This is a genomic window from Leisingera sp. NJS201 (assembly GCF_004535885.1).
Classification (GTDB): Bacteria; Pseudomonadota; Alphaproteobacteria; order Rhodobacterales; family Rhodobacteraceae; genus Leisingera.
On record NZ_CP038234.1, the window covers coordinates 340991 to 365661 of the forward strand.

24 protein-coding genes, 1 tRNA gene and 5 pseudogenes are annotated in these 24671 nt (G+C 60.8%); 12 read left to right on the top strand and 18 right to left on the bottom strand.

Annotated elements, in window-relative coordinates; all coding sequences use genetic code 11:
• The first annotated feature begins 131 nt into the window (after positions 1–131).
• Positions 132–557, top strand: coding sequence for a thioredoxin TrxC (trxC, locus tag ETW23_RS01665; protein ID WP_134828921.1), 426 nt, complete (start codon positions 132–134; stop codon positions 555–557).
• Here trxC and ETW23_RS01670 read toward each other — a convergent pair.
• The 9 genes and pseudogenes from ETW23_RS01670 to ETW23_RS01700 form a co-directional block, all read right to left on the bottom strand.
• Positions 554–766 (bottom strand): hypothetical protein, encoded by a 213-nt coding sequence (locus ETW23_RS01670; protein WP_129369551.1) that lies wholly within the window; start codon positions 764–766, stop codon positions 554–556. The two genes, trxC and ETW23_RS01670, sit on opposite strands and share 4 nt — an antisense overlap.
• 137 nt (positions 767–903) lie before the next feature.
• Entirely contained in the window at positions 904–1275 is a 372-nt protein-coding gene (locus ETW23_RS01675) for a DUF4157 domain-containing protein (RefSeq protein ID WP_129369552.1), read from the bottom strand.
• A gap of 356 nt (positions 1276–1631) precedes the next feature.
• A tRNA-Arg gene (locus ETW23_RS01680) sits at positions 1632–1708 on the bottom strand.
• A gap of 35 nt (positions 1709–1743) precedes the next feature.
• Positions 1744–2220 carry a GNAT family N-acetyltransferase gene (locus ETW23_RS01685; protein ID WP_129372812.1) on the bottom strand — a complete coding sequence of 159 codons (477 nt, stop codon included), beginning with the start codon at positions 2218–2220 and terminating at the stop codon, positions 1744–1746.
• 198 nt (positions 2221–2418) lie between these two features.
• Entirely contained in the window at positions 2419–2883 is a 465-nt protein-coding gene (locus ETW23_RS01690) for a response regulator (RefSeq protein ID WP_343328039.1), read from the bottom strand.
• Positions 2884–2890: 7 nt separating this feature from the next.
• Positions 2891–3415 (bottom strand): ATP-binding protein, encoded by a 525-nt coding sequence (locus tag ETW23_RS25575; RefSeq protein ID WP_247676839.1) that lies wholly within the window; start codon positions 3413–3415, stop codon positions 2891–2893.
• A gap of 15 nt (positions 3416–3430) precedes the next feature.
• A pseudogene (locus tag ETW23_RS25580) lies at positions 3431–3589 on the bottom strand (histidine kinase dimerization/phospho-acceptor domain-containing protein); the annotation flags it as partial.
• Positions 3590–3669: 80 nt separating this feature from the next.
• Positions 3670–4347 (bottom strand): annotated as a pseudogene (locus ETW23_RS26650) (PAS domain S-box protein); the annotation flags it as partial.
• Positions 4348–4647: 300 nt separating this feature from the next.
• Positions 4648–4746, bottom strand: a pseudogene (locus ETW23_RS01700) (IS481 family transposase); the annotation flags it as partial.
• Between the two features lie 146 nt (positions 4747–4892).
• Between ETW23_RS01700 and ETW23_RS01705 the strand changes: the two are divergent.
• The gene (locus ETW23_RS01705; RefSeq protein WP_254695110.1) at positions 4893–5507 is read left to right on the top strand and encodes a nicotinate-nucleotide adenylyltransferase; all 615 of its coding nucleotides are present in this window, start codon (positions 4893–4895) and stop codon (positions 5505–5507) included.
• On the opposite strand, the gene ETW23_RS01710 is transcribed toward ETW23_RS01705, so the two are convergent.
• Positions 5487–6293 (bottom strand): DMT family transporter, encoded by an 807-nt coding sequence (locus tag ETW23_RS01710; RefSeq protein ID WP_205877327.1) that lies wholly within the window; start codon positions 6291–6293, stop codon positions 5487–5489. The genes ETW23_RS01705 and ETW23_RS01710 overlap by 21 nt on opposite strands.
• A 131-nt stretch (positions 6294–6424) precedes the next feature.
• Here ETW23_RS01710 and dacB point away from each other — a divergent pair.
• A pseudogene (gene dacB, locus ETW23_RS01715) lies at positions 6425–7911 on the top strand (D-alanyl-D-alanine carboxypeptidase/D-alanyl-D-alanine-endopeptidase).
• A gap of 137 nt (positions 7912–8048) precedes the next feature.
• The gene (locus ETW23_RS01720) at positions 8049–8774 is read left to right on the top strand and encodes a GNAT family N-acetyltransferase (protein WP_129369557.1); all 726 of its coding nucleotides are present in this window, start codon (positions 8049–8051) and stop codon (positions 8772–8774) included.
• A gap of 206 nt (positions 8775–8980) precedes the next feature.
• Here ETW23_RS01720 and ETW23_RS01725 read toward each other — a convergent pair whose 3' ends face one another.
• Positions 8981–9403: a tellurite resistance TerB family protein gene (locus ETW23_RS01725; RefSeq protein WP_027257720.1), complete on the bottom strand. Its 423-nt coding sequence runs from the start codon at positions 9401–9403 to the stop codon at positions 8981–8983.
• Positions 9404–9654: 251 nt separating this feature from the next.
• On the opposite strand from ETW23_RS01725, the gene ETW23_RS01730 reads away from it, so the two are divergent.
• The 3 genes from ETW23_RS01730 to ETW23_RS01740 all read left to right on the top strand — a co-directional run bounded on the left by ETW23_RS01730 (position 9655) and on the right by ETW23_RS01740 (position 14254).
• Positions 9655–11298 carry a lysine--tRNA ligase gene (locus tag ETW23_RS01730; RefSeq protein ID WP_134828923.1) on the top strand — a complete coding sequence of 548 codons (1644 nt, stop codon included), beginning with the start codon at positions 9655–9657 and terminating at the stop codon, positions 11296–11298.
• A gap of 24 nt (positions 11299–11322) precedes the next feature.
• Positions 11323–11871, top strand: a complete 549-nt coding sequence (locus ETW23_RS01735; RefSeq protein ID WP_348773133.1) for a DUF4864 domain-containing protein — start codon at positions 11323–11325, stop codon at positions 11869–11871.
• A gap of 97 nt (positions 11872–11968) precedes the next feature.
• Positions 11969–14254, top strand: coding sequence for a glycosyl hydrolase family 28-related protein (locus tag ETW23_RS01740; RefSeq protein ID WP_134828924.1), 2286 nt, complete (start codon positions 11969–11971; stop codon positions 14252–14254).
• Here the strand turns inward: ETW23_RS01740 and ETW23_RS01745 are convergent.
• Together ETW23_RS01745 and ETW23_RS01750 are read right to left on the bottom strand one after the other, a co-directional pair.
• Complete coding sequence (locus ETW23_RS01745) at positions 14251–14745, bottom strand: HugZ family protein (RefSeq protein ID WP_134831232.1); 495 nt, start codon at positions 14743–14745, stop codon at positions 14251–14253. The two genes, ETW23_RS01740 and ETW23_RS01745, sit on opposite strands and share 4 nt — an antisense overlap.
• Before the next feature lie 27 nt (positions 14746–14772).
• Positions 14773–15432 carry a hypothetical protein gene (locus tag ETW23_RS01750; RefSeq protein ID WP_134828925.1) on the bottom strand — a complete coding sequence of 220 codons (660 nt, stop codon included), beginning with the start codon at positions 15430–15432 and terminating at the stop codon, positions 14773–14775.
• A 153-nt stretch (positions 15433–15585) separates the two neighbouring features.
• Here ETW23_RS01750 and ETW23_RS01755 point away from each other — a divergent pair, with 153 nt between their 5' ends.
• The gene (locus ETW23_RS01755; RefSeq protein ID WP_129369562.1) at positions 15586–15909 is read left to right on the top strand and encodes an antibiotic biosynthesis monooxygenase; all 324 of its coding nucleotides are present in this window, start codon (positions 15586–15588) and stop codon (positions 15907–15909) included.
• A gap of 107 nt (positions 15910–16016) precedes the next feature.
• Positions 16017–16424 carry a universal stress protein gene (locus ETW23_RS01760; RefSeq protein WP_134828926.1) on the top strand — a complete coding sequence of 136 codons (408 nt, stop codon included), beginning with the start codon at positions 16017–16019 and terminating at the stop codon, positions 16422–16424.
• Positions 16425–16435: 11 nt separating this feature from the next.
• On the opposite strand, the gene ETW23_RS01765 is transcribed toward ETW23_RS01760, so the two are convergent.
• Positions 16436–17050, bottom strand: a complete 615-nt coding sequence (locus ETW23_RS01765; RefSeq protein WP_134828927.1) for a hypothetical protein — start codon at positions 17048–17050, stop codon at positions 16436–16438.
• Positions 17051–17215: 165 nt separating this feature from the next.
• Here ETW23_RS01765 and ETW23_RS01770 point away from each other — a divergent pair, with 165 nt between their 5' ends.
• Entirely contained in the window at positions 17216–17479 is a 264-nt protein-coding gene (locus tag ETW23_RS01770) for a zf-TFIIB domain-containing protein (protein WP_134828928.1), read from the top strand.
• 57 nt (positions 17480–17536) lie between these two features.
• Here the strand turns inward: ETW23_RS01770 and ETW23_RS01775 are convergent, their stop codons facing one another.
• Positions 17537–17869 carry an aminoacyl-tRNA deacylase gene (locus ETW23_RS01775; protein WP_254695111.1) on the bottom strand — a complete coding sequence of 111 codons (333 nt, stop codon included), beginning with the start codon at positions 17867–17869 and terminating at the stop codon, positions 17537–17539.
• A 441-nt stretch (positions 17870–18310) separates the two neighbouring features.
• Between ETW23_RS01775 and ettA the strand changes: the two genes are divergently transcribed.
• A complete protein-coding gene (gene ettA, locus ETW23_RS01780) occupies positions 18311–19978 on the top strand; it encodes an energy-dependent translational throttle protein EttA (protein ID WP_129369567.1) in 1668 nt (555 codons plus the stop codon).
• Positions 19979–20390: 412 nt separating this feature from the next.
• Here the strand turns inward: ettA and ETW23_RS01785 are convergent, their stop codons facing one another.
• The 3 genes and pseudogenes from ETW23_RS01785 to ETW23_RS01795 form a co-directional block, all read right to left on the bottom strand.
• Positions 20391–21020, bottom strand: coding sequence for a hypothetical protein (locus ETW23_RS01785; RefSeq protein ID WP_134828929.1), 630 nt, complete (start codon positions 21018–21020; stop codon positions 20391–20393).
• Between the two features lie 80 nt (positions 21021–21100).
• Positions 21101–23298, bottom strand: a pseudogene (gene uvrB / locus ETW23_RS01790) (excinuclease ABC subunit UvrB).
• 97 nt (positions 23299–23395) lie between these two features.
• Positions 23396–23836 carry a MarR family winged helix-turn-helix transcriptional regulator gene (locus tag ETW23_RS01795; RefSeq protein WP_134828930.1) on the bottom strand — a complete coding sequence of 147 codons (441 nt, stop codon included), beginning with the start codon at positions 23834–23836 and terminating at the stop codon, positions 23396–23398.
• Positions 23837–23921: 85 nt separating this feature from the next.
• Here ETW23_RS01795 and ETW23_RS01800 point away from each other — a divergent pair, with 85 nt between their 5' ends.
• Positions 23922–24608 carry a glutathione S-transferase family protein gene (locus ETW23_RS01800; RefSeq protein ID WP_134828931.1) on the top strand — a complete coding sequence of 229 codons (687 nt, stop codon included), beginning with the start codon at positions 23922–23924 and terminating at the stop codon, positions 24606–24608.
• Positions 24609–24671 lie beyond the last annotated feature (63 nt).

Here is a 24671-nt window from a genome sequence, read left to right on the forward strand (position 1 = left end):
ATGCCTTTGATATTGAAGCGGCGGCCCGCAGCTTCCAGTGCTGATTACAGGTTTGTGAAGCTCCGGCGGCGTCTCTTGCGGCCTGGCAGCCGATGTCTGTATCAGGGCAGGATTGAAGCGGAGGAACCATCATGGGTGCCAAGACCCTGACCTGCCTGGCCTGTGCCCAGCTGAACCGGGTGCCGGAGGACAAGCTGGGCAAAGGCCCCAATTGCGGCAGCTGCGGCGCGGCGCTGATGCCGGGCAAGCCGGTGGACGTGGACCCGGCCACATTGCAGAAGGCGGCGCAGAATGACGATCTGCCGCTGCTGGCCGATTTCTGGGCGCCCTGGTGCGGGCCCTGCCGGACAATGGCACCGGAGTTTACCAAGGCCGCTAAGGCATTGGGCAGCAAGGCGCGGCTGGTCAAGCTGAACACCCAGGACCACCCGTCCACAGGCGCGCGATACCGCATCCGCGGCATCCCGACCCTGGTCGCCTTTGAACGCGGCAAAGAGAAAAAGCGCCAGGCCGGCGCGATGCGGCAAGGCCAGATCGTCAGCTGGCTGCGCAGCTAGGCGCGGTTGCCGTAGGCTTGTCCGATGACCGGCTGCGACTGCAGCCAGCAGCGCAGGGAAAGAACAGCGATAACCAGCACGGTCGCGCCCAGCCCGGCTGCCGGATACAGCAGCAGGCTCAGCCACAGCGGCAGCGCGGCCACAAAAAACCCAAACGCCGTGGCGCACATTCCGGTGATCATGCCTGCGAACAGTCCAGCCCAAACCATGGCAACTCCTTCTCCGGGAGCAATCTAGCCTGACCGCCCCAGTGTCTCTCAAGACTATCTTGCGGGCAATTTTGCTTAAAAAAGGTTTAAAATGTGTCAATAGGCTGGGCAGAGCTGCGCGAAAGGGTGGTGCAGGCCTATTTTGAGGTCAGCGCCACGCCGTCCTTGGCCTTGGGCATCTTGCCCTTGCCCTTCTGCAGCACATGGGTCAGCTCATGCGCCAGCAGGTCGGTATCCTTGGCGAATGCAGGCTTCATCACATAGATGTTGTTGCCGACGGTAAAGGCTTTGGCTTTCAGTTCCTTGCAGACGTCCTTGGCATTGCCGCCGACATGCACCCTGACCTTGCCCAGATTACCGCCGAAATGCGCCTCCAGCCCTTTGCGCAGATCGCCGGGCAGTTTCTTCTCGGACGTGCCTTCGGGTTCGGTCTTAAGCTTTTTGCGCTTGGCCTGCTTGCCGCCAAGCGCCTCGACCTGTGCCTTCACTTCTTCCGGTTTCAGGGCCATGGGATTCATCTCCAATGCATAAATCAACAATTGGCGCACAGAGCGCCTGAGGCGATGGTAGCGCGGAGTTGCGGAAAGACGAAACAGAGAGGAGGCCGTTGATGACGCTCCCTCATTGACGGTTCAGCCACGCATCATCAAGCATCATAATGGCTGTTCAGGGGGCGGGAGGCCAATCTCCCGGGTCCGCCCAGGCAGCCGCTGTCGCAGCTGTTTGATCCCGCGGTATGATGGTGCGGTCCTCTCGGTGGAAGGGAAGCAAGCACTAGCCCACCTGGCACTTTCCCCGTGACACAGGGTGTGCATCAAAACCCCTAAAGTGTGCAAGGTTATGCTTCATTGGCAACTAAAGGAATTGGCGATCCCTGAAGGACTCGAACCCTCAACCTGCTGATTAGAAGTCAGCTGCTCTATCCAGTTGAGCTAAGGGACCGCTTGGCGCCAGTTATGACAGGCGGGTGCCAAGGGTCAAGCCGCTGCGCGCAAGTCCAGGTGCATGAATACTGACCACGGGTCCGCTGCGTAGTCCCCAAAGGGCGCGCATTGCTTAAAACCAAGGGATTCATACAGCCTGCGCGAAGGCAGAAAATCATCGGTGGAGCCAGTCTCCAGAAAGAGGCCTGTGGCCTCTTCTTTGCGGGAAAGCTGCAGCAGGAATTCCAGCATTGCGCGTCCTGCTCCGCTGCCGCGGGCCTCGGACACCGTGTGCATGGACTTCAATTCGCGTGCGCCGCCTTCCAGCAGTTTCAGCGCCCCCATGGCAACCGGTTTGCCGCCCCGGCGCAGCAGAAAGAACTGTACATCAGGACCTTCAAGGCCGCTTGTATCCAGCGCGTGACAGCTTTCTTCCGGCGATTGTGCCGCCATTTGCGAAAGATGCCGCCGGATCAGGGCTGAAGCTTCCGGTCCGGCCGGGTCTTCCGGGCTGATCTCAAAGCGGGGCATAATGTGCTGCACCTCCTGCTCTTGGGGATGTGTATAGAATTTCTGCAATCTGTCTCAGGCACAAGACAGCTACCCTTTACCCCTCAGTGTCAAGATATGACGGCACCTTGCCATCGCATTGAAAACGGCCCGGAGGTGCGGCACGTTTGGCATGGCTGCCGGTGTTTTTCAGACGCAGAGCCGCAACAGTGCTGCGGATCAGGTGCCGGGGATAGGGAATTCGACAATCCGCCAATAGCGGTCAACCATATCGACTAGTTGCAAAAAATCACGCCCTGCTGTTTCCTTCACGATATAGCCTGCTGCATTCAATTCATAGGCAGCTTCGATGTCCTGCTCGTGGCTTGAGGTCGTCAGGAAGAATACCACTGACCTGCTGAGTTCAGGATCTGCGCGCAATTCCTGGACCAGCTCGATGCCGCTCATCCGCGGCATCTTGATATCAACCAGCAGCACATAGGGCTGTTGGACCTTGTCCTTGCCGCCCGTCCCGCGGAGGTAATCCAGCGCCTCAAGCCCGTCGATCGCGCGTGTGATCTCATTTGCGATTTTGACTTTCTTGAATGCCCGCTCAACGGCCTTGGCGTCCCCGTGGTCATCATCCACCAGAATGATGTTCAGATCCTTATGAGAGGTCTGCCCGCCGCTGTTCATTCTCATCATACTTTGGCTATCCTTTGTTTGGGCAGGCCGGCTTGGGCCAAGTGAACCGGAATGCGCAGCCTTCGCCCGGCGAAGACTGCAAAGAGATTTTGCCGCCCGCATTTTCCACGTGTTTCTTGACGATCGCCAGGCCGATACCGCTGCCTTCGACCACGTCGCGCGACTTCAGTGTTTGAAACATCTTGAAAATCTGCTCGTGAAACTGCGGATCAATACCGGGACCGTCATCGGCGACCGTAATGGCATACATGCCGGCGTCGTGTTCCAGCAGCACGTCAACCACGCCTGTGCTGGTTTCGTTGTGCTTGATCGCGTTGGAGATCAGGTTGGCCAAGATCTGCTTCAACGGCATGTTCGGAAGCTGGATGGCGGCGAAACCGGGGTCGGTATTGATGGTGACCCCCTTTGGCTGGTCGACCAGCATCAGTACTTCATCCATCAAATCGCTGCCTGGCATCAGCTGTAGATATCTGGCGTCCGTCTTGCGCCCGGCACGGGAATACTCGTGCAAGTCGTCCAGCAGTTGTTCCATCCTCGAAATCCGGGACTGGATGAGCTGCAGGTTTTCCCGGCTCTCATCGTCCAAGGCGTCGGCGAGATCCTCCTCCAGCCAGCTGGAGGCGTTTCCGATAACCCGCAGAGGCGCCCGCAGATCATGGGAGGCAATATAGGCGAAATCGTCCAGATCCTGGTTCGAACGGGACAAATCACTGATGAACTGCTCGCGCTCCGCTTCTGTTCGGATATGTCGCGGACAATACCGCTGAACAGATGGTGGCCGCCGACCCGGACTTCGCTGACAGACAATTCTAGCGGGAAGACACTGCCGTCTTTGCGTTGTCCCTGAACCTCACGGATAGTGCCAATGATTTTCCTTTGTCCGGTCCTGAGGTAGTTGCGGAGGTAGCTATCATGCTCGGAATGGTAAGGATCCGGCATCAGACATTTGATGTTCCGGCCAATGACGTCACCGGCCGCATATCCGAAAATACACTCGCAGGCGCGGTTGTAGCTCAAAATTGCCCCTTCGGTGCTGATGCTTATCATCCCTTCGACTGTGTTGTCCTGGATGGCGGCAAGCTCAGTCGTTTTCTGCACCAGCGAAAGCTGGGCTGCTTTCTGCTGGCGAACGATGAAGGCAAGCGCCCAAAGCGCCAATACAGTTAGTGCCCGGTTGGTCAGGACGATCCATTCATTGACCCCGACACGCGGAAACAGCAGATAGCCAAGAATCGTCAGCACAGTGGTAGCTGCCGCATACTTGTAGGCCGTGTTCGGATTATCATCCCAAAGAGCGCACAGGACAACGGCCACATAGATAAGGCCGCCCGCAATCCCAAGCGGCGTCAGCAGATCGAAGATAAAACCGGCGCCAACGAGCAGGGCTGCAGTGCCGTGCGTCAGGTACCGGATGCGATTGCCACGGAGTGGCTGGGAGGCGTCCATTTGTCTTGAAAATGTCATCCTTGGGGCTTTCTGCTGCTGCGCAAGCGGACCAAAGCCTGCTTACTGATCGCTGGTATTCCCTGCTGCGCGCTGCATACGGGCCGGCATTTTTGACCAGATTACACTCTTTAGAGATTTCAGCAATAGGTGCGCAACTCTAAGTTGCTGATTGCAGACAGGCTGCTTGCTGGGCGCTTCTTAGGCTCTGGCACATAACCAAAAAGTAACCGTTGCAGCCGGGTCGATGGCAAAGAGGACACGGGCTGCTCCCCGATGCCTGGGCAGTTTCGAGCACAAATTTGGCTACTCTCTGCTCTTGCCGATCGGGCAGCGCTTGAACTTTTGCCGCTTTGGTTTGCCACCCTCGGCGTCCGGCAGTCTGGATATCCCGCGCCGCTGCAAGCAACGATGCTATGAATGAGACTGCCAGCGCCGCCGGTTCGAGAGAGCATTTGAATCGCGGCAGGTGCGGGATCGCGGGCTGTAGAGCGCAGCCGTATCATCAGAGCCGTGGCGCCTCACCCGATTGATCTCTCCGGGAAATTATGTGCATCAAGGCTGTCATGGTTTGCAAGCTGCCGCATATCCGCCCGGGCCAAAGCGTCGGGCTTCTGGGAGGGTCCTTTGATCCGCCGCACCGCGGCCATGCGGCGATTTCCCATGCGGCCCTGCGGCGGTTCGGACTGGATCACCTGTTCTGGCTGGTGTCCCCGGGCAACCCATTGAAAGCGCGCCAGCCGGCCGCCCTGCGGCGGCGGATCGCAGCGTCGCAAGACCTGATCCAGCACCCGCGCATCCACATCAGCGGCATCGAGGCGGATCTCGGCACCCGCTACACCGCCCAGACTTTGCGCCACCTGCGCCGCCGCCATCCGGGCGTGCGCTTTGTTTGGCTGATGGGGGCGGACAACCTGACCCATTTCCATCGCTGGAAAGACTGGCAGCAGATCCTGGACACAGTGCCGGTGGGGGTGCTGGCACGGCCGAACGACCGGATCTCAGCGCGGTTTTCCCCCGCAGCGCGCTTTGCCCGGCAGTCAATGCTGAAAGGCTGCCAGAGCCATTTGCTGGCGCGGGCAACGGCTCCGGCCTGGTGTTTTGTCAACGTGCCGATGGTGGATGTCAGCTCAACCGAAATCCGGGCCCGCGGCGAATGGTCAGCGGCGGAGCACGGCTGAGGCCAGACCGGCGGACAGCACCACCGCCAGCCCGGCCCAGGTCCAGGCATCGGGCAGCTGGCTGAAGACGGCCCAGCCGAGGCTGACAGCGGCGACCAGCTGGAAATAGACCATTGGCGCCAGTTTCACCGCCTGCACCCGGCCATAGGCAAACAGCAGCAGCAGATTGCCGGTCATTGAAAACGCCGCGCTGCCCACCGTCAGTGCGGCGGTCGAGGGCGAAAACTCCGGCAGGCTGCCGAGGCCCAGAGGCAGCATCAGGATGGCGGAAAGCAGCAGCTGGGTCAGGCTCAGCTCCAACGGCGACCCCAGATGCGCCAGCCAGCGCGAACTGGTCAGGAAACCGCCATAGAAACATCCTGCCAGCACCGCCCACAGCAGGTTGATGGAGCCTCCCAGGCCAGGCCGCACCACCATCAGCACGCCGAGGAATCCAAGTCCCATCAGCAGGCTGCGCAGCAATGTCGCCTGTTCCCGCAAAAGCAGGACCGACAGCACATAGCTGATTACCGGACCGACAAAGAAGGCGGCAAAGACATTGGCCAGCGGCTCGGTCGCGAGCGCCAGCTGGATCGAAAAGATGCCGCCGGTCAGCAGTCCGGCCCGCAGCCACAGCCGCCAATCGCCCAGCAGCGCATAGGCCCGGCGCGGCACAAACGGCAGGATCAGCGCGGTGCCGATGGCAAACCGCGACCAGGCGACAAACGCCGGTGTGGCCAGCCCGCCGCCCGTCAGCAGCTTCCCGCACAGATCGCCCGCAGGGATCATTGACATGGCCACGAACATAAGGATGACTGCTTGCAACATGCTGCCAGCGGTAGCAGGACTTCCCACCGGGAAAAACCCCGGATCCTGCGGCGGATTGCCGTGGAAACGGGATTGAAGAAGAGCAGGTCCTGACACTAAAAATGAATAAGATGACTTCACGCCGGACATTCCTCCTTTCCGGGCTTGCCGCTTTGGCGGGTTCCTCAGCGCTGGCCAATGCGCCGGCGGTATCGCTGCGGCCCGTGGCGCGCCGCGTCAGCTCTCTTGCGGCCGGAGCGGACGGGCTCAAGGCGCTATTGGCGCGGGCCAATCTGCCGGGCCAGGCGGTCTGTGCGGTGGCCGATGTGAAAACCGGCAAGCTGCTGGAATCTTCGGGCCGGGCTGAAGCCCTGCCGCCTGCCAGCGTCGCCAAGGCGCTTACCGCGCTGTATGCGCTGGATGTACTGGGTGCGGATCACCGGTTCGAGACCCGCATACTGGCGACCGGCGGTGTCGCGGGCGGCGTGGTCAAGGGCGACCTGATCCTGGCCGGCGGCGGCGACCCTATGCTCAACACCGATCATCTGGCACTGCTGGCCAAGGCGTTGAAAAACGCCGGCGTGCGCGAGGTGCGGGGCAGATTCCTGGTCTGGGACAGCAGCCTGCCTGCGGTCAGAACCATCGATCCGGGCCAGCCCGACCATGTCGGCTATTCCCCGCCGTGTCCGGCATCGCGCTGAACTTCAACCGGGTGCATTTCGAATGGAAACGCGCGTCCGGCGGCGGCTGGGCGATCACCATGGACGCAAGGACAGAGAAATACCGTCCCGAAGTGGTCAATGCGCAGATGAAAATCGCCTCGCGCTCGGGGCCGGTCTATACCTATGCCGAAAAAGGGGGCGTCGATCACTGGACTGTCGCCGGCAAGGCGCTGGGCAAGGGCGGATCGCGCTGGCTGCCGGTCCGCAACCCTGCGGCCTATGCCGGCGATGTGTTCCGCACCCTGGCACGGGCAAACGGGATCAAGCTGGACAAGGCAAAACCCGCCAAATCCTTGCCCCAGTCGCAACTGCTGGCCAGGCATCACAGCCCGCCGCTGGACATGATGCTCAAGGCGATGCTGAAATACTCCAACAACCTGATGGCCGAGATGATCGGCATGTCCGCCACCGCCGCACGCGGCAGCCGGCCTGCTTCGCTCAAGGCCTCCGCCGCCGAAATGAACCGCTGGGCTGCCGGAAAATACGGCATGTCCGGCACCAGGCTGGTGGATCATTCCGGCCTTGGCGAGGCGTCGCGGATGACGCCGGGGGATCTGACCGGTGCATTGGTTGCGGCCTACAAGGCGGGCCGGCTCAAGCCGCTTTTGAAACCCTTCCGGATGCGTGATGCCAAGGGCGGTATCGTCAAGGGCCACCCGATCAAGGTTGCTGCCAAGACCGGCACGCTTAATTTTGTCTCGGGCCTGGGCGGTTTCATGACCGCTGCGGACGGGACGGTACTGGCCTTTGCCATTTTCACTGCTGACCAGAAAACGCGTGCCCGCATCCCCCGCGCACAGCGTGAACGCCCCAAGGGCGCGCGCGGCTGGAACCGCCGCGCCAAGAAGCTGCAACAGCAACTGATCGAACGATGGGGCGCGGTCTACGGCAGCTGACCCGGGTCTGGGACAGGCGGGATTGGTCTGGGCATATTGCCAAAATCTGGACGTTTTGTCCGGTCCGGTTGCATGGCAAACCTGCGCAGGACGGCGGCGCAAGCTGCCGCGGAACTGCTTAGAAAAGGATGCCTGCCATGACCGGTCTCACCAACGAACACGGCCAGCCCATCGGTGCGCCGCTGCCGGACTGGCGCGGGGCCCGGCACCCCGGCCACACCGGCATGGCTGGGCAATACTGCCGGGTTGAGCCATTGAACGCGGACCGCCACACCGCGGATCTGTTTGCGGCTTTCCAGCAGGACCGAACCGATGCGATATGGACCTATGTGCCCTATGGCCCCTTTGAGACGCCGGCTGGACTGCGGGCCTGGGTGCAGGCGGTCAGCGGCGTGGAGGCGCAGCCCTGCTTCGCGGTCATCAACGGGGACAGCGGCAAGGCCGAAGGCATTGCCAGCTATATGCGCATTCAGCCCGCCCACGGCGTGATCGAGGTTGGCGGCATCACCTTTGCCCCGGCGCTGCAGCGGACGCGGGCGGCGACCGAGGCGATCTATCTGATGATGGCACGGGTGTTTAATGATTTGGGCTGCCGCCGCTTTGAATGGAAATGCGACGCCTTGAATGCGCCGTCCTGCCGCGCGGCAGAGCGTTTCGGTTTCACCTATGAAGGTCTGTTCCGCCAGGCCATTGTGTATAAGGGCCGCAACCGCGATACCGCTTGGTATTCAGTGTTGGATGTTGAGTGGCCCAAGCTTGAAGCCGCCTATCAGGCGTGGCTTGATCCAGCAAACTTCGGTGGCCAAGGACAGCAGAAGCAAAGCCTCCGCACTTTGATCGCAGTAGCCAGACGGACGGGCTGATACCGCAGGACCCTGAGCAGCCAGTCCCGCCCGCGCTTGGCTGCTTATACTTCACCAGGTCAAAAGTCCGGAAAACCGCACGGTGGCAGCAATTTCCGCCACGCTGGCCGACCCGGCACCGGGTTCTTCTTCTGGCTGAAAATATCCGGGGGGAGGCCGCAAGGCCGGGGGCAGCGCCCCCTTCCGCCGTTCAGATCATACGTCGTTCAGACCATGTGCCGCGCCCGTGCCCCGCGTTCGATGGCCGCGGCATGCAGCCGGTCGATGTTCAGCTCATAGCGGACCTCCGCCAGGAACTCGAGCTCGGTTTCGCCCAGGATCCCGTCAGCAGCCGCCACATCGCAGGACAGCGCATAAGCGGTTTCAAACAGCCGCTCCGGCAGATCGCCGCGGATGAGGCCGAACAGCGCCGCCAGACCGTCTTCCTGTTCAAACAGGTCCAGAACCGTCTGCGAGACCCGCGTCACCCGGTCGATGTCGTAATCGGCAAACACCGGCAGCATGTTGACCGCGGACTGGATTTTCACCAGCTCGGCGGTGCGGATATTTTCGTCCGAGGCAGAAACCGCTACCATCAGCGCCACCAGACAGTCCTGCGGGGACATCGGGTGCGGGGTTTGCTCACTCATGGACGGAATCCTTCTTTGCGCAATATTGATCCGGCCACGATAGGTAGGCCTGCGGCGAGGTTCAACAACAGGCTGCGGCTGCGCGGAGTTTTTATCTGCTCTGCGGCGGCAAAAGACGGCGCTGCCCGGCCAGTGATTATTGACTCATGCTGCATCAGCACAATAGAGGAAAGGGCTGGATGCATGGGGCATCCGCACTGATCTTGCGGCCCCTGGAAAACCGGAAATGACGCCGCCGATGGAGAACACAAATGTCTGATGTGCGCGAAGAAGCTCTCAAGAGCAAAGCCTGGCCGTTTGAAGAGGCCCGCCGGGTTCTCAAACGTTACGCCAAGGGCGCGCCGGAAAAGGGCTATGTTCTTTTTGAGACCGGCTATGGCCCCTCGGGCCTGCCGCATATCGGCACCTTTGGCGAAGTCGCCCGCACCACCATGATCAAGACCGCGTTTGAACTGATCTCGGACATTCCAACCAAACTGATCTGCTTCTCGGATGACCTTGACGGGATGCGCAAGGTGCCGGGCAATGTGCCCAACGCCGACAGCCTGCATGAGCATCTGCAAAAGCCGCTGACCTCGGTGCCGGATCCGTTTGGCACCCACGAAAGCTTCGGCCACCACAACAACGCCATGCTGCGCCGCTTCCTTGATACCTTCGGATTCGAGTATGAGTTTTACTCGGCGCAGGAGTTCTACAAATCCGGCCAGTTCGACGAGGTGCTGAAACGCGCCGTCGACAAATACGACGACGTCATGGCGATCATGCTGAAGTCCCTGCGCGAAGAGCGCCGCCAAACCTATTCGATCTTCCTGCCGATCCATCCGGAAACCGGCCGCGTCCTGTACGTGCCGATGAAAAAGGTCTGCGCCGAGACCTACACCGTCACCTTTGACGACGAAGACGGCAAGGAATGGACCCTGCCGGTCACCGGCGGCAACGTGAAGCTGCAGTGGAAGCCGGACTTTGGCGCCCGCTGGGCGGCGCTGGAAGTCGATTTTGAGATGTACGGCAAGGACCATTCCACCAATACCCCTATCTATGATGGCATCTGCCGGGTGCTGGGCCACCGCGCACCGGAGCATTTCACCTATGAGCTGTTCCTGGATTCCAATGGCCAGAAAATTTCCAAGACCTCTGGCAACGGCATCTCAATCGACGAATGGCTGACCTATGCCTCGACCGAGAGTCTTGCGTATTTCATGTACCAGAAGCCGAAGACCGCCAAGCGGATGCATTTCGACGTGATCCCCAAGGCGGTCGACGAATACCACCAGCAGCTGCGCGCCTACCATGGCCAGGACCTGAAGGGTCAGCTGAACAACCCGGTCTGGCACATCCACGGCGGTGACGTGCCGCAGTCGGATATGGTGGTGCCGTTCTCGATGCTGCTGAACCTCGCTTCGGCCTCCAGCGCCGAGGACAAGGCAACGATGTGGGGCTTCATTAACAAATACGCGCCTGATGCGACCCCGGAAAGCAATCCCGCGATGGATCAGGCGGCAGGTTTTGCCGTGGCATATTTCAACGACTTCGTAAAACCCGCCAAAGTATTCCGCCTGCCCACCGACCAGGAGCGTGCAGCGCTGCAGGATCTGGCGGATGCACTAAAAACACCGGAGGCCGCCCTGGCAGCCATCGCCAAGAAAAACGAGCTGGCCGGCAATGATGATGAGCTGCCCGAGGCTGATTTCGCGGATGAGGAATTCCTGCAGTCCGTGGTTTTTGCCATCGGCAAGATCCACGGCTTCGAGCCGCTGCGCGCCTGGTTCTCGGCGATCTACGAGGTGCTGCTGGGGGCCTCCCAAGGCCCCCGTTTCGGCGGCTTCATCGCGCTTTACGGCGTCGCGGACACCATCGCGCTGATTGAGCAGGCGCTGGCGGGCGAGCTGGCGTAAGCTTTCGAGCAATCGTGATCAGCAATGGCGCGGGTTTCCGCGCCCTTTTCTTTTTCAGCCATGCGCGGCGGTCTGCGGCCTTGTCCCGCGCTATGCGTCAGCTCCGTCAAAAAACTTTTTGACGCTACGTCACTTTGCCCTAACTGGAGTCAAACGGACCGGGAGGGGCAGATGCGCAGTGTTCTGTTTGCGGGGGTAAGTGTTTTTCTTCTGGCCTTCCCGGCAATAGCTCAAAGGGAGCCGGTCACAGCTGTGATCGGCTCTCAGATTTCTGCCTTCCTGAACAATGATACCGAAACCGCTTTCTCCTACGCTTCGCCGTTGATCCGGCGCATTTTCGGCACCCCGGACCACTTTGCCGCGATGGTGCGCCAGGGCTACCCGATGGTCTGGCGGCCTGCCGAAGTGCGCTATCTGGACTTGCGCGAAGTGGCAGGCAGCCATTGGCAGCGGGTGATGATCACTGACACAAAGGGCCGCGTGCACCTCTTGGATTACCAAATGGTTAAGCCTGGAAGTGAATGGAAAATCAACGCGGTACAGTTATTGAACGGGCATGCTGAAGGCGCCTAGGCCCAGGCCTGCGCACGCACCGCTGGGCGGAATTTAACGCGGCATCTGTAAACCCTTTTCCCTGAACGCGACATGCTCAGCAGGAAAAGGAACTCTCATGAACAAGGCAATCACCGAAGGTTTGCAGCTGATGCCGCCAGCATTTGCGGATGGTCTGGACGTCTGGTCCAGCGGCGACGGCACTCCCGGATCAGACACCTATGACGGCGCCGCCAATGCAGTCTTTGTGGCGGCGGATGCTGATTTCGGCGGCTGCCTGGAGATGCAGAAGACTGAGAACACCCAGAAGCTGCGCTTCATGGGTCAGACGCCGTTGCAACCGGGCTGCTATCTGCAGATCAAGGTTCGTGTCAAAGCAGTGAGCGGCGCGCTGCCTGCGGTCCGCGTTGCAGGCTGGGCGGGGGCCAGCGGCGGCAGCCATATCGGCGGTGTGACTGAGACTGCGCCGCAGGTCTCGTTGACCGCCTATGGCCAAGTGGTGGATGTCACCGGCATTGTCGGCAGCGGTAGCCGCGGCGGCGTGGACATGCCCTGGGGGCGCAATGCGGCCTACGGCCATTTCGGCCTCGACCTGACTGGTGCCAACGGCGGCGTGGTGCGGATCGACGACATTGAGATCACCGACATCACCAGCGCCTTTGTGCGGGATATGCTAAGCGTGGTGGACGTCACCGACTATGGTGCGGTGGGCAATGGCAGCTTTGATTGCACGGCGGCCTTTGAAGCGGCGGACGCGGCAGCAGACGGGCGGCGCATCCTGGTGCCAGCAGGGGATTTCCGCCTGAGCAGCACCGTTTCACTGAACCACCAGGCCGTGTTCGAAGGCACCGTTTCCATGCCGGACAGTCAGATGCTGTTGCTGACAAAGAACTTCGATTTCCCCGCATATGCGGCGGCATTCGGCAATGAGGAGCTGGGGTTCAAAAAGGCGTTTCAGGCGCTGATCAATAACGCAGATCACGAATCCCTGGATCTGAAGGGCCGCAAGATCACCGTCACCGGGCCGATCGACATGCAAGCCGCAGTCCCGAACAAAAGCTCTTATGCGACCCGCCGGGTGATCCGCAACGGCCAATTGGAGGCCGCCAGCAATGCGGCCTGGGACACCGGTACGGTGACCTCGCAGGCAACCTACAGTGCCTCGGACTCCAAGAAGCTGACCAATGTTGCGAACATCGCGAATATTGCAGTTGGCTCGTTGGTTGAAGGCGCCGGAGTGGGCCGCGAGATTTATGTGAAATCCAAAAACACCGGTGCCGGAGAGCTGACCCTCAGCGGGGCGCTATATGATGCCGAAGGCACCCAGACGTTCACCTTCCGCGACTTCAAATACCTGGTGGATTTCAGCGGCTTCAGTTCGCTCAGCAAGTTTGGCATGGAAGGCATCGAATTCCAGTGCAATTCCCGCTGCAGCGCAGTGCGGCTGGCGCCGACCGGGTCGGTGAATTCGTTCGACAGCTGTTTCTTTTCACGCCCAAAGGACCGCGGCATCACGTCGGCCGGAACCGGCTGCCAGGGTATTCTGGTCGACAATTGCCAGTTCCTGTCAGCTGAGGACCCGCTGGACGTTCCAGACCGGGTCAGCATCGGCCTTAACGTCAATTCCAACGACGCCAAGCTGCGCAGCAACCGGGCCACAAGGTTCCGCCATTTCGCGCTGCTGGCGGGCGGCAACAATACGGTAACCGGAAATCACTTCTTTCAGGGCGACAGCATCGCCAACGGCGTGCGCACAGCAGGTCTGGTGCTGGCCTCCAACAACTGCACCTCAACCGTGTCGGACAACTACATCGACAATTGCTTTATCGAATGGACCAACGAGCGGGACGCAACACCTGATTTCACCGGCGGGTTTTCATTCAGCGCCTTGTCAGTGAGTGCCAATGTGTTCCTGTCCGGCGATGTCGCACCGTGGTTCAGCTACATCGTCGTCAAACCCTACGGCAGCGGCCATTTCCTGAACGGGCTTTCTGTCACCGGCAATAAATTCCGCTCGCTGCAGGGCAGCATTGACCGGGCGGAGCGCGTGGATACCAGTTTTTCGGATCTGGATTTTAGCCGGTCCAAAAACGTCGATTTCAGCGGCAACATGTATCATAATGTCACGGCGCAAACCGCCAATCCGCTGCGGGTGCGGCATGATCAATCTTCGGCCTCAACCTCCTGGCCGGTGCGGGCCGAAGGGCTGCTGCCGTTCCAAGGGTTCGCCCGCTATGTCGACAGCGTGGTGCCGCTGGGCGCGCTGAAAAGCAGCGGCAACAGCACCCGCTACATTGTTCCGTATACCGAAGCGCAGCAGGGCCCGGACAACGACGAGATCAGGCTGCGCTGGGGTGAAGCCGTCAAGGGCGAAGTTCAGGTCATCATGCGGATGGACAGCTAACCAGTGCCGCCGGAGTGCTGAAGATCGGTGGCGGCAAGGCGGAAGGCCTTGCCAAAGCCGCCGTTCAGATGCGCCCCCGTCACAGTAAACCGCACAAAGGTGAAATCAGCCAGTTGCAGATACAGCTTGGCCTTCGGCTGGCGGCGCAGGTAATGCGCGGCCAGCACTTCATGCTCCGGGTCCTGGCGGCTGATGAAACGCGCCCGGCACATCAGGCTCAGGCGCGGATGGGCTAGCGGATCGCCTTTGCCTCCCGGCTCTCCGACAAGCAGCGAACAGGCCGGCCGCTGACGCAGCGCAGCCGTGTGCAGCGCCAGGCCGGAGATCAGGCTGACAGGATCCCCCTGCGGATCCAGTCCGAAAGCCACCCGTGTGACCAGCGGACTGCCATCCTCCAGCAGCACGCCAAGGGCGGCAAAGCGGGCGCTTGCCATCAGGCTTTGGGCCAAAGCGCGGGCGTCGTCATCTGCGGGGCGGACCGGGTCGGGCATCGTCATTTCTGGTTTCCTTGAAAGGCTTCAGAACCTTTGCCACACCCCCATCTCCAGACCAAGGCTGCGCCGGCCTGTGTTGCGGTATTCCAGCCCCAGGATCAGCTCGCGGCTGCCGTCCAGCGGATAGCGCAGCGCCGGGGTCAGCGCATAGGAAAACCGGCCGCCGCCCGGTTTGGACGTCTCGACCTGCAGCATTGGTGCGACTTTTCCAGGCCGGTTCAGACCGATGGTGGCGTCCAGTTTCCAGGCCGCATCAAATCCGCTGTTGCGCAGCTCGTATGCGGTATCGACCGCCAGCCAGCCGGTGCTTTGGCCGGTCTCAAAACTGCGCCCGTAAGACAGTGTTGTCTTTTGCATCATTTGCCAAAGACCCTGGTAATGATTGCCGCCGACCCCTGTCTCAACCGCCAGCCGGAAACGGGGACCGGCGTGCAGCTGCGATCGGGCAAACATCAGCGCGTGGCCGGAGCCAGCCGAGCTTTGGTTCAGGTCAATGCCGAGGGTGAGCTTGGAGGTAATGCCAAATGCGCCATAATAGCTCAGCTCTTGGGCGCCTTCATCACCGGTTTGCCGGTAGGTGGCGCTGGCGGAAGCAAACCCCCTGCCTGGCTTCTCCAGCCATGCACCGCCAGCCACCGGCTGGGCCAGCGTCAGGGCAAGACAAATGGCACAGGCAGGTTTCATCCCAAAACCCTCAGAACACTGCGGTAAGAGTTTCGACTTATGGTTAAGGTTGTATTAAATTTTGACTTTACACGAAATGATTGCCGTCCCAAAAAAGGTGGTGCGCTTCATGCGCGAACGGGCGTAGGCTGGGGGAATTCAACGGAGGGGCCAATGCCGAAAATAGCAAAAACCGCTGATATCCAAACCGTTATCACCACATTTGAGATGACGCCGGGGACCTGTCAGGACCTTTTGGAGGCGCTGCAGGATGCCTACGCGGACTTCATCTCGAAACAGCCCGGCTTTGTTGCGGCGGGACTGCATGTGAATGACGCGCAGACCCGTATCGCCAATTACTCGCAATGGCGCCGCCGCGAGGATTTCATGGCAATGCTGCGCAGTCCCGAGATGCGCGAGCGCAACCGCAAGATCAATGAACTGTGCCGCAGTTTTGAGCCGGTGATGTATGACGTGGCAGAGGTGTTCGGCACCTAAGCTTTTGCCAGTTCCACCCAAAACGGCGCCTGCTTTGACCCCGGTCATGGCGGGACGCCACCGGCAGGGCTATCATTGACAGGAACATCAACCGACGGAGGTTTGCTATGTACCACAATGTCCTGGTGCCGATTTCATTCGATCCCGAACGGGACGTGACCGGGCCGCTGAAAGTGGCGCGGCTGCTGTCCGCCCCCGGCGCCAACGTGACGCTGCTGCATGTGATCGAGCAGGTCCCGGCCTATGCGATTTCCTACATTCCGGCAGATTTCATGGACGGCACCCGCAGCGCGCTGCAGGCCGAGCTGGACGGGCTGGCCAAGACCCTGCCCAATGCCCGCGGAGAACTGGTTGAGGGCCATTCCGGCCGCACCATTCTGGACTGGGCCGAGCAGAACCAGCCGGACCTGATCATCCTCGCCTCGCACCGCCCGTCAATGCAGGATCTGCTGTGGGGATCGACCTCGGGCCATGTGGTGCGCCACGCTGCTTGTGCGGTGCATGTGGTGCGCTGACGCCGCCCCGGTCAGGCCGGGACCGCCGCCTTTAGCAACCTCCAGGCCAGCCGGATCGCCGCCCCCGGCAGCAAGGCTGAGCGCAGCAGAACCTTGTTGGAATTCACCGCTTCGGCGATACGGGCATAGTGCACCTGCTTGTCCGCAGGCGAGCGCAGCAGGATGGTTTCGGCCTGCTGCATCGCCCGCTCGGTCTGCCGCTTGATCTGCGGCACAGCAGCTGGTTTTACCGCACGGTACAGATTCAACCCCTTGCGCTTTGGCTTTTGCGCCGGGTCCAGATTGCTGTTGACCGCCTGGGTCAGCGTATCCTGCACCAGGACCAGCGCCTTGGTTGCTTCGGCATAGGCATGGTTGCCGCCCAGCTGCTGAACCGCCAGTTTATAGGTGTGGCGGTAGCAGTCGTATTTGTAGACCTTCGGCAAGGTCCCGCAGCGGTCAAAACCGCGCGTCAATGTGGTGACAACGTTTTTTGTTGCCCGCGAGCTCAGCCCGCTGCGCTGGCCGCCGCCGCTGCTGCTTGCGCCGCTGTCCCGGCTGCCGCCGCCGCCGCCTTCGCCGCCAAAGGCAGGGGTGCTGGCGAGGATCAGGGTCAGAACTCCGGCCTGAATGGTTTTGCTGCTCAAGTGTGCCTCCGCGGTTTTTGCTGTGATTTTTGGTCAGCTTACCACGGGTCAGCCCCGTGTGAATGGGCGGAATCCCGCAATTATCGCGAATTTACGGCACTGTTGTCTTGTGCCGGGCTGCGGCGCTGCCCACCTGAGTTGCTGGAGTTGTTTAAGGAGACGCAGATGCAGTGCCCGATTGACGGAACCCAGCTGGTCATGAGCGACCGCGCCGGGGTGGAAATTGATTATTGCCCGAAATGCCGCGGCGTGTGGCTGGACCGGGGCGAGCTGGACAAGATCATCGAGCGCTCCGCCCAGCCAGTGCAGACCGCCCCGCAGCAGCCGCAGCGGAATGACGACCGGGGCGGCGATTATGATCCGCGCTACGGCAAGAAACCCTATAAGAAGAAAAAGAAGAATTTTCTGGAAGATCTGTTCGACTTCTGACCCGCATCAGGCGCCGCCCCGGTGACGCGGGGGCGGCAGGCCATTGGCTCAGGGGCGCTAATGCATGGTGCAGAAGGATCCGTGTTTGGCATCCTTCATCAGAGTGTCGAAATCATCCCCCTTCATTTCCACCAATGTTTTGTGGTCGCCGGCCTCGAACCAGACTTTGTCCAGGCCGCTGAGGCTGTCGTCAATGACCGTCGGCACATGATAGGCTTGGCCCACGCAGGGGGCGGCACCAGGGTCGCAATCGTCAAAGACCTGGTTCAGCTCATATTCCGGCGCCAGGCCAAGGCGGCGGTCCATCATTGATTGCAGCGCGTGCAGATCAACCGTCTGATTGGAGGGCACCACGGCAAGCACCGGGCCTTCCTCCATGTGGATAAGCACCGATTTTGCCAGATGGTCCCCGGCACATGGGCGCTTTCGGCGCATTCGGCGGACGTGGCGGTATAGGGATGGCGGACCGTGCCGAACGGCAGGCCTTGTGCCTCCAGATGATGTTTCAGGCGTGAGGCGATCATCAAAGGGTCCTCCTGTGTTAGGAAAGGCCCCCGGCCGCTGTGGCGCAGGTCTGGAATGCCGCCGGTGGGTTTGTGATCCTGGAAAGGGCGGCATCGTCAGGTCTGGGCGCAGCCAGCGGCAAGCCGGGGCGCCCCGAAGTTTCCGGTGCCATCCAGTCTGCGGCAGGAGGGGTGAGTCGGGCAAGAGGCAGGTGTTCCTGCCCCGGCGCGCACGCTGGTTCCTGCCCTCTGCATCCCTCATTGCCCCGCCGCCGCCCATCCGCTATCACACCAGCCAGCTAGAATTCCCCCATCATGGAGCAGTCACATGGCCGCCTATCAGTACGTCTACCACATGCAGGGTGTCTCCAAGACCTACCCCGGTGGCAAGAAATGCTTTGAAAACATCCACCTGTCTTTTCTCCCCGGTGTGAAAATCGGTGTGGTCGGCGTCAACGGCGCCGGTAAGTCCACCCTGATGAAGATCATGGCCGGTCTTGATACCGATTTCACCGGTGAAGCCTGGTCTGCCGAAGGTGCCAAAGTCGGCTATCTGCCGCAGGAGCCGAAGCTGGACGAGAGCCTGACTGTGCGGGAAAACGTCATGCTGGGCGTCAAGGCCAAGAAGGACAAGGTCGACCGCTTCAATCAGATCGCGGTCGAAATGGCCGAAAACTACACCGACGAGCTGATGGAAGAGATGACCGCGCTGCAAGACAGCATTGATGCGGAAAACCTCTGGGATCTGGACAGCCAGATCGACATCTCGATGGAGGCGCTGCGCTGCCCGCCGGATGATGCCGAGATTGCCAACCTGTCGGGCGGTGAACGCCGCCGCGTAGCCCTGTGCAAGCTGCTGCTGGAAGCGCCGGAAATGCTGCTGCTCGATGAGCCGACCAACCACCTGGACGCCGAGACCATCGCCTGGCTGCAGCAGCACCTGATCGACTACAAGGGCACCATCCTCTGCGTCACCCACGACCGCTATTTTCTGGACGATATCACCAGCTGGATCCTGGAGCTGGACCGCGGCCGCGGCATTCCCTACGAGGGCAATTACTCTGCCTGGCTGGAGCAAAAGGCCAAACGCCTGCAGCAGGAAGCGCGCGAAGACAAATCCAAGCAGAAGACGCTGGAGCGCGAGCTGGAATGGATGCGTCAGGGCGCCAAGGCGCGTCAGGCGAAATCCAAAGCCCGGATCAACGCCTATAACGATCTGGCCGGCCAGTCCGAGCGTGAAAAGCTGACCCGCGCCCAGATCGTCATTCCCAACGGCCCGCGTCTGGGATCCAAGGTGATCGACGTCGAAGGCATCTCCAAACACTACGGCGACAAGCAGCTGGTGGAGGGCCTGTCCTTTGATCTGCCCCCCGGCGGCATTGTCGGCGTCATCGGCCCCAACGGCGCCGGTAAATCAACACTGTTCCGTATGCTGACCGGCCAGGAGCAGCCCGATGCGGGCACCGTCACTTATGGTGACACCGTGAAACTGTCCTATGTCGATCAGTCGCGCGATGACCTGAAAGACAATGAAACCGTCTGGGAAGCGATTTCCGGCGGCTCCGAGATCATCCAGCTGGGCGATGCGCAGGTCAATTCCCGCGCCTATTGCTCTTCGTTCAACTTCAAAGGCGGCGATCAGCAGAAACCGCTGAATCTGCTGTCGGGCGGTGAACGCAACCGGGTCCATATGGCGCGGCTGCTGAAAGAGGGCGGCAACGTGCTGCTGCTCGATGAGCCGACCAACGACCTGGACGTGGAAACCCTGCGGGCACTGGAAGACGCGCTGGTGGATTTCGCCGGCTGCGCTGTGGTGATCTCGCACGACCGTTTCTTCCTCGACCGGATCTGCACCCATATGCTGGCGTTTGAAGGCGACGCGCATGTGGAGTGGTTCGAAGGCAACTTCGAGGACTACGAGGAAGACAAGAAGCGCCGTCTGGGAGCCGACGCGCTGGAGCCCAAGCGCCTGAAGCACAAGAAGTTTGTGCGGTGATATGCACGAACGGGGCGGCCAATTGGCCGCCCTTATTCGTTGTGGCTAAAGCAAGTGGTAAGCCTGGGCGCGCGCAGGTTTCTGGTGTCTGCCAGCCTGCGCCTAAAGGGCAGGTCGGGCAAGGGTGCGCGCGGCGGCGTGCGTGGCAGGTGTGAATGAAAGGGGGGGGGCTGCGAAACCTTGTTTGTTGATAGATGGTTAACGGATTTGCGGTGTTTTTGCGGAGGAGTTGCACGGCTAACCCGTGCATCGCGCCCGACTCGCCCCCGCCGCACCAAAGGTGCGCCGACTATGGATGGCACGCCTTCGGCGTGACAGAGGGAGCGAACGCCCGCCCTCGGGATCGGACGCTGGGTTTGCCGGATTGGAACGCACCGGAGTGCCGCAAGAAGCCGCGTGATAATTGAAAATTCTAAACGTCATTCTTGCGTCGACTTTCCCAGTCCCATTTGCACAAATAGTATTCAATGGATTCTAGGAGAATTTGAGCCTCTCGCGGATCGTGGCGGGTTGACAAATTTCCAGGCAGATTGATCGCTTCTTTGACAACTTCAACAGTATCACGCAAGGCATCTAATAAGAAATCTTCGTAGTATCCTGCAAGCATCGGCCTTGGATGAGAAAAGTAGTCACGCATTTCCTTTATTCGAACTAGGCCTCTGGTAGGAGATGGAAGTTCTCCGGTTGTATCTCTTGGTATTGCAGCGCCCGATGGCAAGGCAGCTCGTTTAAGGAGAATGCCCAAGCCAGCTATGCTTTGGTTTAGCGATTTATTGTTTAACTCCCTAAACTCAGACGATCTTGAATCCAAACCGGCCCGATAAAACTCAGCAACCTCTTTTTCGAAGGCATCCTTGAAAATTCCGAAGCCATCGGTTTGTGTAAGTTTTTCAATGAGGAGCGCATAAAGTGCGTCATGGATACCAATGACAATCCACCTTACGTTTGCTTCATCTTTCTGACGTTGCCGGATGTTTTGATCTACTAACTGCAGACAGCTTACGAAGTGTATTCCTTCAACGTATGTGAAAATGGGCGACATCTAATACACCATTGTTGTTGCTGGAAAATAACTAGCCGCCCACTGAGGGCAGTCAAAGCCTTGTGGTGAAATTCCAGGCCTCACGAAAACTTCTTCTGCGACTTGCCCCGGTAGGCCCGCGTCCCGGCCTTGCCCGCGGTTGAACGCCCACGCGACTTGACCGCCGCTTCGGATGCCGCCTCCACCGCCGATTGCCGGGCCAGCGGGTCGTCGGAGATGGCGAGGTCCACCGCCTCCAGCCGTTTCACTTCGTCGCGCAGGCGGGCGGCTTCTTCGAACTCCAGGTTCTCGGCGGCCTTGCGCATCTGGTCACGCAAGCCGTTCAGATGCGCCTCCAGATTGGCGCCGTGCATCGGCTTGTCGATCTGGGCGGTGACGCGACTCATGTCGGTGTCGCCGGCATAAAGCCCGGCCAGCACGTCCTCGACGTTTTTCTTGACGGTCTCAGGCGTGATGCCGTGCTCGGTGTTATAGGCGATCTGCTTGTCGCGGCGGCGGTCGGTTTCCCCCAGCGCGCGCTCCATCGAGCCGGTGATGCGGTCGGCGTACATGATGACGCGGCCGTCGGCGTTGCGGGCGGCGCGGCCGATGGTCTGGATCAGCGAGGTTTCAGACCGCAGAAAGCCCTCCTTGTCGGCGTCCAGAATGGCGACCAGCCCGCATTCGGGAATATCAAGCCCCTCGCGCAGCAGGTTGATGCCGATCAGCACGTCAAAGGCGCCAAGGCGCAAATCACGCAGGATTTCAATGCGTTCCAGCGTGTCGATGTCGGAATGCATGTAGCGGACCTTGATCCCCTGTTCGTGCAGGTATTCGGTCAGATCCTCGGCCATGCGTTTGGTCAGCGTGGTCACAAGCGTGCGGAACCCGTCAGCAGTGACGCGGCGCACCTCGTCCAGCAGATCGTCCACCTGCATGTCGACGGGGCGGATTTCGACCTGCGGATCCAGCAGGCCGGTGGGGCGGATCACCTGTTCGGCAAAGACACCGCTGGACTGTTCAAGCTCCCATTTCGACGGGGTGGCAGAGACAAACACCGATTGCGGGCGCATGGCGTCCCATTCCTCAAACTTCAGCGGGCGGTTGTCCATGCACGACGGCAGGCGGAAGCCGTGTTCGGCCAATGTCATCTTGCGCCGGTGGTCGCCCTTGTACATGCCGCCGATCTGCGGCACCGAGACATGGCTTTCGTCGGCAAAAACAATGGCATTGTCGGGGATGAATTCAAATAGGGTGGGGGCGGCTCACCCGGTGCGCGGCCGGTCAGATAGCGGGAGTAGTTCTCGATCCCGTTGCAGTGGCCTGTCGCCTCGAGCATTTCGATATCGAAGTTGCAGCGCTGTTCCAGCCGCTGGGCCTCCAGCAGCTTGCCCTCGCCGACCAGGTTTTCCAGCCGCATCTTCAGCTCGTTCTTGATCGAGATCACGGCCTGGTTCAGCGTCGGTTTCGGCGTCACATAGTGGGAGTTCGCATAGACGCGGATCTGGTCGAAGCTGCCGGTCTTTTCACCCGTCAACGGGTCGAATTCGGTGATCGCCTCCAGTTCCTCGCCGAAGAAGGACAGCTTCCAGGCGCGGTCTTCCAGGTGGGCGGGGAAGATTTCCAGCGTGTCGCCGCGGACCCGGAAGGAGCCGCGCTGAAACGCTTGATCGTTGCGCTTGTACTGCTGGGCGACGAGGTCGGCCATGATCTGGCGCTGGTCGTAGATTTCTCCGGCTTTGAGGTCCTGGGTCATCGCCGAGTAGGTCTCAACCGAGCCGATGCCGTAGATGCAGGAGACAGACGCGATGATGATCACGTCATCGCGTTCCAACAGGGCACGGGTGGCGGAGTGGCGCATCCGGTCGATCTGCTCGTTAATCTGGCTTTCCTTCTCGATGTAGGTATCCGAGCGGGGAACATAGGCCTCGGGCTGGTAGTAGTCGTAGAAGGAGACGAAGTATTCGACCGAGTTTTCCGGGAAGAAGCCCTTGAATTCGCCGTACAATTGCGCGGCGAGGGTTTTGTTCGGGGCGAGGATGATGGCGGGGCGCTGGGTTTCCTCGATCACCTTGGCCATGGTGAAGGTCTTGCCGGTGCCGGTGGCGCCCAGCAGCACCTGGTTGCGCTCGCCGTCCAGCACGCCCTCGGACAGTTCGCGGATCGCAGTGGGCTGGTCGCCGGCGGGCTGAAACGGGGTATGCATCACAAACCGCTTGCCGCCTTCCAGCTTGGGCCGCTGCTGCGGTGCCCGCTGGGTCATCATCGGCATGGTCTTATCGGAATGGGCATAGGGCATCAGGCGACTCCGTTGGCGGCTGGCGCTGATTTTGGTCTGTTTTTGTTCCGGTGCAAGGGGGCAGGGCGGGGTTTCGCCGGAATGCAGCCTGTTTTTGTCAGCTGCGCGCAGGACGATGGAATTTGCCAAGCAGTTCCGCCAGCCGCCGTGCTTCGCCCGGGCTGAAACGGCTGCCGACTGCCTGCTGCATGGCATCGGCGTAAACCGCCCAGATGCGGGCGCGCATGGCGGCGCCGTCCGGCGTGATCACCAGTGTCTGGCCGCGCCCGTCGCCGTTGCAGGTCTGGCGTTCCAGCAGGCCCGCCTTGGCCAGCCGCTCCGCCAGGCGCGAGACGCCGTATTGCGGCAGCAGCAGTTTTTCCTGCAGCTCAAAAGGGCGCAGACCGGTGCCGCCGGCGCACTCAAGCTCCCACAGCAGATCGTACCAGTCCAGGCCCGGCAGGCCCGCCTGTTTCAATGCAGCCTCCACTGTGGCGAGGATGGATTTATGGGCGCGGGCCAGCGGCAGCCAGATGCCGAACGGGTCAGGTGTTTCCATGCGGGAAATTTAAATGCATATGCATTGATATGCAAGGGCGGGCCACCCATCTGATGTGCATGCAATTGCATTAAGTGAGGATCCCATGACTGACTTGCATCTGATCAGCCACCATCTGTGCCCCTATGTGCAACGCGCAGTGATTGTGCTGCGTGAAAAAGCCATCCCGCACCGGCGCACCTATATCGATCTGGCGGACAAGCCCGAATGGTTCCGATCGCTGTCGCCGCTGGGCCGGGTGCCGGTGCTGGAAACCGGCGGGCGGGTGTTGTTTGAAAGCCAGGTGATTGCCGAATACCTGGATGAAGCCACGCCCGGCAGCCTGCACCCCGCCGATCCGCTGGAGCGGGCGCGGCACCGGGCCTGGATCGCATTCGGCTCCGAGACGCTGGCGGACATCGGCAAACTGTACAGTGCCGCGGATGAGGCGGCATTTGCCGCGGCTGCCAGAGATCTGCGCATCCGGCTTGCGCGGATTGCGCCGGAGGTGGAGGGGCCTTTCTTTGCCGGAGAAACATTCCGCCTGGTGGATGGCGTCTGGGGCACCATCTTCCGGTATTTTGAGACATTTGAGGCCATTGGGGATTTCGGACTGATGCCGGAGGCCGCGCATATGGCAGCGTGGCGGGCTGCTGTCATGGCGCGGCCCTCGGTGCAAGAGGCGCCGCCGCAGGGGTATCCGGCCCGGCTGATGGAATTCCTGTGCGCGCGGCAATCCCATCTGGGCGGGCTGGCGCGGGCGGCCTGTGGCACGGCAGCAAACCCCGGCTAATCCTGTGCAAATGGCACCTTGCCGCAGCGCCGTATCCGGCGCATAAAAGCGCTGGACGAAGAC

What these genes read in the sequence shown, in the direction of transcription:
- ETW23_RS01720 (WP_129369557.1), top strand. Translation starts at nt 8,049, where the DNA reads ATGACCGGTCTCACCAACGAACACGGCCAGCCCATCGGTGCGCCGCTG.
- ETW23_RS01785 (WP_134828929.1), bottom strand. Translation starts at nt 21,020, where the DNA reads ATGTCGCCCATTTTCACATACGTTGAAGGAATACACTTCGTAAGCTGT.
- ETW23_RS01795 (WP_134828930.1), bottom strand. Translation starts at nt 23,836, where the DNA reads ATGGAAACACCTGACCCGTTCGGCATCTGGCTGCCGCTGGCCCGCGCC.
- ETW23_RS25575 (WP_247676839.1), bottom strand. Translation starts at nt 3,415, where the DNA reads ATGGAACAACTGCTGGACGACTTGCACGAGTATTCCCGTGCCGGGCGC.
- ETW23_RS01710 (WP_205877327.1), bottom strand. Translation starts at nt 6,293, where the DNA reads ATGTTCGTGGCCATGTCAATGATCCCTGCGGGCGATCTGTGCGGGAAG.
- ETW23_RS01725 (WP_027257720.1), bottom strand. Translation starts at nt 9,403, where the DNA reads ATGAGTGAGCAAACCCCGCACCCGATGTCCCCGCAGGACTGTCTGGTG.
- ETW23_RS01800 (WP_134828931.1), top strand. Translation starts at nt 23,922, where the DNA reads ATGACTGACTTGCATCTGATCAGCCACCATCTGTGCCCCTATGTGCAA.
- ETW23_RS01740 (WP_134828924.1), top strand. Translation starts at nt 11,969, where the DNA reads ATGAACAAGGCAATCACCGAAGGTTTGCAGCTGATGCCGCCAGCATTT.
- ETW23_RS01755 (WP_129369562.1), top strand. Translation starts at nt 15,586, where the DNA reads ATGCCGAAAATAGCAAAAACCGCTGATATCCAAACCGTTATCACCACA.
- ettA (WP_129369567.1), top strand. Translation starts at nt 18,311, where the DNA reads ATGGCCGCCTATCAGTACGTCTACCACATGCAGGGTGTCTCCAAGACC.
- ETW23_RS01705 (WP_254695110.1), top strand. Translation starts at nt 4,893, where the DNA reads ATGGTTTGCAAGCTGCCGCATATCCGCCCGGGCCAAAGCGTCGGGCTT.
- trxC (WP_134828921.1), top strand. Translation starts at nt 132, where the DNA reads ATGGGTGCCAAGACCCTGACCTGCCTGGCCTGTGCCCAGCTGAACCGG.
- ETW23_RS01735 (WP_348773133.1), top strand. Translation starts at nt 11,323, where the DNA reads ATGGCGCGGGTTTCCGCGCCCTTTTCTTTTTCAGCCATGCGCGGCGGT.
- ETW23_RS01750 (WP_134828925.1), bottom strand. Translation starts at nt 15,432, where the DNA reads ATGAAACCTGCCTGTGCCATTTGTCTTGCCCTGACGCTGGCCCAGCCG.
- ETW23_RS01685 (WP_129372812.1), bottom strand. Translation starts at nt 2,220, where the DNA reads ATGCCCCGCTTTGAGATCAGCCCGGAAGACCCGGCCGGACCGGAAGCT.
- ETW23_RS01690 (WP_343328039.1), bottom strand. Translation starts at nt 2,883, where the DNA reads ATGATGAGAATGAACAGCGGCGGGCAGACCTCTCATAAGGATCTGAAC.
- ETW23_RS01670 (WP_129369551.1), bottom strand. Translation starts at nt 766, where the DNA reads ATGGTTTGGGCTGGACTGTTCGCAGGCATGATCACCGGAATGTGCGCC.
- ETW23_RS01745 (WP_134831232.1), bottom strand. Translation starts at nt 14,745, where the DNA reads ATGCCCGACCCGGTCCGCCCCGCAGATGACGACGCCCGCGCTTTGGCC.
- ETW23_RS01675 (WP_129369552.1), bottom strand. Translation starts at nt 1,275, where the DNA reads ATGGCCCTGAAACCGGAAGAAGTGAAGGCACAGGTCGAGGCGCTTGGC.
- ETW23_RS01730 (WP_134828923.1), top strand. Translation starts at nt 9,655, where the DNA reads ATGTCTGATGTGCGCGAAGAAGCTCTCAAGAGCAAAGCCTGGCCGTTT.
- ETW23_RS01760 (WP_134828926.1), top strand. Translation starts at nt 16,017, where the DNA reads ATGTACCACAATGTCCTGGTGCCGATTTCATTCGATCCCGAACGGGAC.
- ETW23_RS01770 (WP_134828928.1), top strand. Translation starts at nt 17,216, where the DNA reads ATGCAGTGCCCGATTGACGGAACCCAGCTGGTCATGAGCGACCGCGCC.